This window comes from Micromonospora rosaria (assembly GCF_001567585.1).
Lineage (GTDB): Bacteria > Actinomycetota > Actinomycetes > Mycobacteriales > Micromonosporaceae > Micromonospora > Micromonospora rosaria.
Map to the genome: position 1 here is coordinate 65,518 of NZ_LRQV01000016.1, position 7,209 is coordinate 72,726.

Annotated in this window: 6 protein-coding genes; all 6 read left to right on the forward strand. The window is 72.9% G+C overall.

The features are described 5' to 3' along the window. Window positions 1-18: 18 nt before the first annotated feature. The gene (locus AWW66_RS07515; protein WP_067361745.1) at window positions 19-1,257 is read left to right on the forward strand and encodes an aspartate aminotransferase family protein; all 1,239 of its coding nucleotides are present in this window, start codon (window positions 19-21) and stop codon (window positions 1,255-1,257) included. Further along, window positions 1,254-2,318, forward strand: coding sequence for a zinc-dependent alcohol dehydrogenase (locus AWW66_RS07520; protein ID WP_067361748.1), 1,065 nt, complete (start codon window positions 1,254-1,256; stop codon window positions 2,316-2,318). The genes AWW66_RS07515 and AWW66_RS07520 overlap by 4 nt, the downstream gene beginning before the upstream one ends. Next, a complete protein-coding gene (locus AWW66_RS07525) occupies window positions 2,311-3,522 on the forward strand; it encodes a glycosyltransferase family 2 protein (protein ID WP_067361751.1) in 1,212 nt (403 codons plus the stop codon). Before AWW66_RS07520 ends, AWW66_RS07525 begins: the two co-directional genes overlap by 8 nt. Continuing rightward, the gene (locus AWW66_RS07530; protein ID WP_211271859.1) at window positions 3,519-4,400 is read left to right on the forward strand and encodes an inositol monophosphatase family protein; all 882 of its coding nucleotides are present in this window, start codon (window positions 3,519-3,521) and stop codon (window positions 4,398-4,400) included. Before AWW66_RS07525 ends, AWW66_RS07530 begins: the two co-directional genes overlap by 4 nt. Next, a complete protein-coding gene (locus AWW66_RS07535; protein ID WP_067361754.1) occupies window positions 4,397-6,025 on the forward strand; it encodes a glycosyltransferase in 1,629 nt (542 codons plus the stop codon). The genes AWW66_RS07530 and AWW66_RS07535 overlap by 4 nt, the downstream gene beginning before the upstream one ends. Before the next feature lie 100 nt (window positions 6,026-6,125). Next, window positions 6,126-7,067, forward strand: a complete 942-nt coding sequence (locus AWW66_RS07540) for an LLM class flavin-dependent oxidoreductase (RefSeq protein WP_083978304.1) — start codon at window positions 6,126-6,128, stop codon at window positions 7,065-7,067. Window positions 7,068-7,209: the final 142 nt, after the last annotated feature.

Sequence of the window (7,209 nt, forward strand, 5' to 3'; positions counted from 1 at the left end):
CGTACATTGACTTCCAGCGTGACCGAGGCCCCTTCGTCAGGATTAAGCGAGTACACCGGTCGGGGCATTTACCTGCACGCCCACGGAAAGCAGTACATCGACTGCGCGTCGGGGACCTTCAACCTCTCTCTCGGCTATTCCGCGAAAGAGGTCGTCGACGCACTGCACGCCCAGCTCGACCGGTGCCTGCACCTCTCCTCGGACTTCACCAGGGAGAAGTCCGGGGAGATATTCGAGATGATGCGTGAGTTCCTGCCGCCGCACATCGGCGCGTTCTGGTTCCGCGACATCACCGGGTCCGGTGCCACCGAGGGCGCGATCCGGATCGCGCAGAAGGCCACCGGCAAGACCGACATCTTCTCGCTGTTCCTGTCCCACCACGGACAGACCGTCGGCGCGACCGGCGTCTCCGGCAACGCCTTCCGGCACCGCAGCTTCTCGCTGCCCTTCGCCAACTCCGTCAAGATCCCCGCCCCGGACTGCGCGAACTGCTTCTACTCCCAGCGCCCGGACCGGTGCGGGATGCTCTGCGCGACCCGCCTGGAGGACTTCGTCGAGTACGCCTCCAGCGGGCAGGTCGCCGCGCTGATCGTCGAGCCGGTGCTCGGCAACGGCGGCAACATCGTGCCCCCGCCCGGATACTTCCGGGTGCTCCGGGAGACCTGCGACAAGCTCGGTGTCCTGATCATCGCCGACGAGGTGCAGACCGGCTTCGGCCGTACCGGATCGTTCTTCGCCTCCACCGGGTTCGCCCAGGAGCTACGGCCGGACATCATCACCTTCGCCAAGGGCGCCGGCGGGGTCGGCATCCCGGTCGCCGGGGTGCTGATGCGACCGGAACTCGACGTCCTCGAACCGTGGGAGCACTCGACCACCTCGGGGGCGAACCCGCTCGCCCTGGTGGCGCTGGAGGAGACCGTCCGGTACCTGCGCGACCACCGGGTCCTGGAGAACGTCGCCACGGTCGGCGGCCCGCTGCACCAGGGCCTGACCGACCTGGCCCGCCGGTTCACGAACGTGTCGAACGTCCGGGGGGTCGGCCTCATGCAGGCCTTCGACCTGCCGACCAGCCTGGACGTCCAGTCCTTCATCCGGGTGGCCCGCGAGCACGGCCTCATCGTGCGCGGCAGCCGGTACGGCTTCGGCCAGACCGTCAAGATCCGGCCCCCGCTGATCATCACCCCGGACGAGGTACGGGAACTCCTCGTCCGGCTCAGCGACGCGCTCCGCACCTACGAGAGGGAGGGTCGGCCGTGAAGGCGCTCACCTACCACGCCGCCTGGGACGTCGAACTGCGCGACGTACCCGACCTGCACGCCGTCGCCGACGACGACGTGGTGGTCGACATCCGGTACTGCGGGATCTGCGGCACCGACCTCGGCATCGTCTCCGGCAGCTACCCGGTGGCGGTGAGCGGGGTGACCCTCGGCCACGAGGCGAGCGGGATCGTCGCCGAGGTCGGCCCGGCGGTGACCGAGGTCGCCGTCGGCGACCGGGTGGTGATCAACCCGACGCCGTACTGCGGGCGCTGCCGGATGTGCCGGACCCAGCGGATCAACCACTGCGTCAACAAGCACGGCACGGAGAGCGGGGTCAGCTACGACGGGGCGTTCGCCGGCCGGTACCGGACCACCTCCGCGTTCGTGCACCGGCTGCCCGACCACGTCTCGCTGAAGGCGGCGGCGCTGACCGAGCCGCTGAGCTGCGTCCTGGCCGGGGTACGGAAGATCCAGCCACCGTCGCTGGCCGCGTACACGTACGTCTTCGGGGCCGGTCCGCTCGGGCTGCTCTACGCCTGGGCGCTGTCGCTGCGGGGCCTGACCCCGGTGGTGGTCGAGCACTCGCCGGCCCGGCTCGCCTTCGCCCAGGACCGGCTCCCCGAGGGGGTACGGGCGTACGCCTCGCTCGACGCGGCCCGGACGGACTTCTTCGGCGACCCGAAGGCCCCGCTGGACGTGGTGGTGGACACCACCTCGGTCCTGCTGGAGCCGTTGTTCCCGGAACTGGCCTGCGGCGGGACGTACATGTCGATCGGGTTGAAGCGGCAGCTCGCCTCGATCGACACCATGCTGCTGGCCGACCGGAGCCTGTCGGTGATCGGCTCGATCGACTCCCTGCACGGGTCCTTCGTGGAGGCGTTCCACCTGGTCACCTCCGGCCGGATCCCGACCGGGCGGCTGGTCAGCCACGTGGTGCCGCTGGCCGACTACCCGAAGGGTTTCGCCGCGCTGGGCTGCGACCTGGACGCCCGCAGCTTCGGCCCGACCGACGAGAGCAGCTGCAAGGTGCTGCTCGCCCCCGGGGACCTCGATGAGTGACCCGCAGCGCTCCGACCCGGGAGAGGCCGCCGGGCCGGGGCGGGACGGGCCGAAGGTCAGCGTGGTGGTGCCGTACCGGGACCGGCTGGACAACCTGCGGCTCGCCCTGGCCGCGCTCGCCGACCAGACCCTGCCCGCCGACGAGTTCGAGGTCGTCCTCGGCGTGCTCGAACTCAGCGACGCCTACCTGGCCCTGTGCCGGGAGTACGCCGACCGGCTGCGGATCGTCTCGGTGCTCGCCGAACGCCCGTGGCAGGTCGGGTACGCCCGCAACCTCGCGCTGCGGGCGGCCACCGGCGAGGTGCTGGTGCTGATGGACGTGGACATGGCGCTGCCCGCGCGCTGCCTGGCCGACCTGTACGACCGGCACTTCGCCGCCGGGCAGCGGGTCTGCCTGGTCGGGCAGATGATCGACTACGACAACAACACCGGGGACGTGACCGAGGTCGACGTCCGGCCGTACGAGTACTACCGGAAGGTGCTCGACGACCTGGCCGCCGGTGGCCCGGTCGAGGCCGACCCCCGGCTCGCCGCCCGGCACGTGATCCCCTGGTCGTTCGCCTGGACCGCGCTGATCGCGCTGCCCCGGGCCCTGGTCACCGGGCACGGCCTCACCTTCGACCCGAACTTCCACGGGTACGGGGTGGAGGACCTGGAGTGGGCCTACCGGGTGGCCCGGACCGGGACGCCGATCACGATGGGCCGGGACTTCTGGGGCGTGCACCTGCCGCACCTGCGCAGCGTCGCGGCGAACCGGCGCACCGAGGCCCCCAACTACCGGTACTTCCTCGGCAAGTGGCCGGCGCACGACGTCGAACTGGCCTGTGCCCTCGGCGACTTCGAGGCCAACGAGGCGTACCCGGAGTTCCGGCGGGCGGTCGAGGAGGCCGCCGGCATCCCGGGCGGCTCCCTGGCGGTGCTGCGGGCCACCGCCGCCGGGGAGCACCACCTGGTCGTCGGGGTACCCGTCGACGCCACCGGCCGGTGGGCCGGGGCCGAGGTGTCCGCCCTGGTCGGCCCGGACGCGGCGGTCGAGGTGCTGCCGATCGCCGGGGTGGCCCTGCCGTACGCCGACGACGCCGTGCACCGCTGCACGGTGCTGCCGGCGGCGGCCCGCCTGCCCGGGGCGTACCGGGAACGGGTGTTCGCCGAGGCGGAGCGGGTCAGCGCGACGCCGGTCCAGGTGCTGGAGAGCCGGCCGTGACCCCCACGACGACCGCGACCAGCACGACCACCGAAACCGGGTTGGAGCAACACCTGCTCGCGGTCGCCGTCCGGGCCGCCGAGGCCGGGGGCGCGGAGCTGCGCCGCCGGGCCGGCCGGACCCGGCTGCTCGGGCACAAGTCCACCGGCACCGACCCGGTCACCGAGGCGGACCTGGCCAGCGAGGACGCCGTGATCCGGGTGCTCGGCGCGGAACGGCCGGACGACGGCCTGCTCGGCGAGGAGGGCACCGTCCGGGCCGGCACCAGCGGCCTGCGCTGGGTGGTCGACCCGCTCGACGGCACCACCAACTACTTGTACGGCCTGCCGGACGTCGCGGTCAGCGTCGCCTGCGAACGGCGGACCGGCCGGCCGGACGGTCCCGGGCACTGGCTGGCGGTGGCCGGGGTGGTGCACGACCCGGTACGCGGCGAGACGTTCACCGCCGTGCGCGGCGAGGGGGCCCGGCTCGACGGGGCACCGATCGCCGTCACCGACCCGGTCGACCTGGCCGGGGCGCTGGTCGCCACCGGCTTCGGCTACGGCTCGGCGTCCCGGGCCCGGCAGGCGGCGACCGCGTACCGGCTGCTCCCGGCGGTCCGGGACATCCGCAGCAACGGCAGCGCCGCGCTGACCCTCTGCTGGGTCGCCGCCGGCCGCTACGACGCGTACTACGAGGACGAGTTGGCCCGCTGGGACTGGGCCGCCGGGGCGCTCGTCGCCCGCGAGGCGGGGGCCCGGGTCACCGCCCTGGGCAGCGGCGTGCTGGTGGCCGCGCCCGCCCTGCACCACGACCTGTCCCGGCTCGTCGCCGCCCCGCCCGGCACCGTCCCGCCGCCCGCCCCCGCCATCGTCGATCAGGAAGCAGGTACCCGATGACCCCCTACCGGCTCCGACAGACCACCGACCGGGACCCCTGGTACCTCCCGGTGCTCTACGTCGCCTTCCTCACCCTGGCCGCGGTCTTCGCCGTCTGGCGGACCGTGGTGGCCAACTGGGGGGTCTGGTTCGGGCCGCTGGCCTGGGCGGCGGAGATGTTCGGCCTGGTCACCTCGATCCTCTTCGTGGTCAGCCTGCGCCGCGCCGTCCGGCCGGTGCCCCGGGTGGTGACCGGGACGACGAAGACCGTCGACATCCTCATCCCCACCCTCAACGAACCCCTCTCCGTGCTGGAGCCCACGGTCATCGGGGCGACCCGGGTCCGGGGCGTCCGCCGGGTCCTCGTCCTCGACGACGCGGCCCGCGACGAGGTACGCGAGCTGGCCGACCGGTACGGCGCGGGGTACCTGGCCCGCACCGAGCGCGGCGGGGCCAAGGCCGGCAACCTGAACTCCGGGCTCACCGCGACCGACGCCGAGTTCGTCGTCACCCTCGACGCGGACCACGTGCCGCTGCCGGAGCTGATCGAGCAGACCATCGGGTACTTCGACGACCCGCAGGTGGCGGTGGTGCAGTCGCCGCAGTCGTTCTACAACACCGAGTCGTTCACCTTCCGCCGCCGGCGCGGCGACGACGCCGGCTGGCACGAGCAGGCCATGTTCTACGGGGGCATCCAGCCAACCAAGAACCGCACCAACAGCGCGATCTACACCGGCACCTCGGCGATGCTGCGGCGCAGCGCGCTCGACACCACCGGCGGCTTCGCCCCGGACACCCCCACCGAGGACATCCACACCTCGCTGCGGCTGCACGCCCGGGGCTGGCGCTCGGTCTACCTGCGTACCCCGCTGGCGTACGGGCTGGAGGTGGAGAACCTGGAGGAGTACTACCGGACCCGCCGCCGGTGGGCCTCGGGGAGCCTGCGCCTGCTGTTCCGCAACCCGGACTCGCCCCTGTGGGTACGCGGTCTCACCCTGTCCCAGCGGCTGAACTACCTCAGCGCGCTGGTCACCCACCTCCAGGGGCTGAACCGGCTGGCGTACCTGGTCGCGCCGATCGCGGCGGTCCTGACCGGGGTGGCCCCGGTCTCCGGCCCGTACGCCGTGTACGGCTTCGCCTTCCTGGCCTTCATGGTGCTGTCGATCGTCACCGTCGTGCTCTTCGGGCGGGGCAACTACCACCTGGTGCACAGCGAGGCGTTCGGCGTCGCCGACACCCTGCCCATGATCGACGCCCTGCGGGACCTGGCCGGTGGGGAACGTGGGTTCGGGGTGAGCCGCAAGCGCACCGGGCGTGCCAGCGGAGCCGGGCTGACCTGGGCGTACCGCGCCTTCGCGGCGGTCAACCTGGGCGGCCTCGGGATCGCGGTGACCCGGCTGGTGCAGGGCGAGCACGTGGTCATCGCCGCCTGGTCGGCCGCGTTCCTCACGCTCAGCTCGGCGTACGCGCTGGCCTTCCTGGTGACCATGGAACGGTACGAGCGGCGGATCGGGGCACCGGCGTACCTCCGGCTCACCCCGGAGGAGCTGTACCAGCACGTGCTGGGCCTCTCCACGACCGGCGGGCCGGTCCGGCCGGCTGCTGCCCCCACCGCACCCGCCCCGCGACCGCTGGCCGCCGCGTAACCGCCCGCCCGCCCGGTTTGGAAGGGCCCCTTCCTCTACCGAATGCGTTAACAAGGGGCCCTTCCTTGCACAGCGTCCATGATGGAGAGAGGCTGCTGACATGACCACGCTCGGTGCCGTCTTCCTGCCCCAACTTCCGCCCGAACGGCTGCGTGCCGTGGTGCGCGCCGCCGACGAGGCGGGCCTCGACGAGTTGTGGCTCTGGGAGGACTGCTTCCTCACCAGCGGCATCGCCAGCGCGGCGGCGGCGCTGGCCTGGTCGGACCGGCTCCGGGTGGGGGTGGGCCTGCTGCCCGTACCGCTGCGCAACGTGGCGCTGACCGCGATGGAGACGGCGACCCTGTACCGGCTCTTCCCCGACCGGGTGCACGTCGGGGTGGGGCACGGCGTGCAGGAGTGGATGGGGCAGGTAGGGGCCCGGGTGGAGTCCCCGGTCAGCCTGCTGCGGGAGTACGTGACGGCGCTGCGCGCCCTGCTCGCCGGCCGCCGGCTCACCCGCAACGGCCGGTACGTGCGCCTCGACGAGGTGGCGCTGGACTGGCCGCCGGCCGCACCCGTACCGATCCGGGTCGGCGCGGTGGGGCCGCGCACCCTGCGGCTGGCCGGGGAGATCGCCGACGGGACCATCCTCACCGGCGGCACCACCCCGGACCGGCTGCGCGCCGCCCGTGCCCTGGTCGAGGAGGGTCGCCGCGCCGTGGGGCGGACCGACCCGCACCCGGTCACCGTCTACCTGCACGCGGCGACCGGCCCGGACGCCGACGCGCGGATGGAGCGGGAACGGGCCCGCTGGGGGTACGACTCGACCACCGACCGGGCGGCCACCGGCGACGCGGCGACGATCGCCGCCGAGGTACGGCGTTGGGCGGCGGCCGGGGCCGACACGGTGGTGCTGCAACCCACCCCCGACGACCCCGACCCGGAGGGTTTCGTCCGGTTCGTCGCCCAGGAGGTCCGCCCCCTGGTCCCCGCGACCCCAGACGGTTCCACTGGCCGGACTTGTCCCCGACCACCAGGAGAATCGCCGACCGCCACGGATTGACGACGAACAGGATTCTGCTCTCGGTCCGCCCGGCCGAAAGCGGTGCGTCGACCCGCGCACTATCGGCTGGATGCCCCCGGGCGCTGGACCTTGGAAGATTTCGGCCCCTCTCTTGGGCTCAACCGGTGGTTGCAACACCGAT

Bases quoted from the DNA above. Each gene is read 5' to 3' on its own strand.
- AWW66_RS07525 (WP_067361751.1), top strand. From the start codon at position 2,311: ATGAGTGACCCGCAGCGCTCCGACCCGGGAGAGGCCGCCGGGCCGGGG.
- AWW66_RS07535 (WP_067361754.1), top strand. From the start codon at position 4,397: ATGACCCCCTACCGGCTCCGACAGACCACCGACCGGGACCCCTGGTAC.
- AWW66_RS07540 (WP_083978304.1), top strand. From the start codon at position 6,126: ATGACCACGCTCGGTGCCGTCTTCCTGCCCCAACTTCCGCCCGAACGG.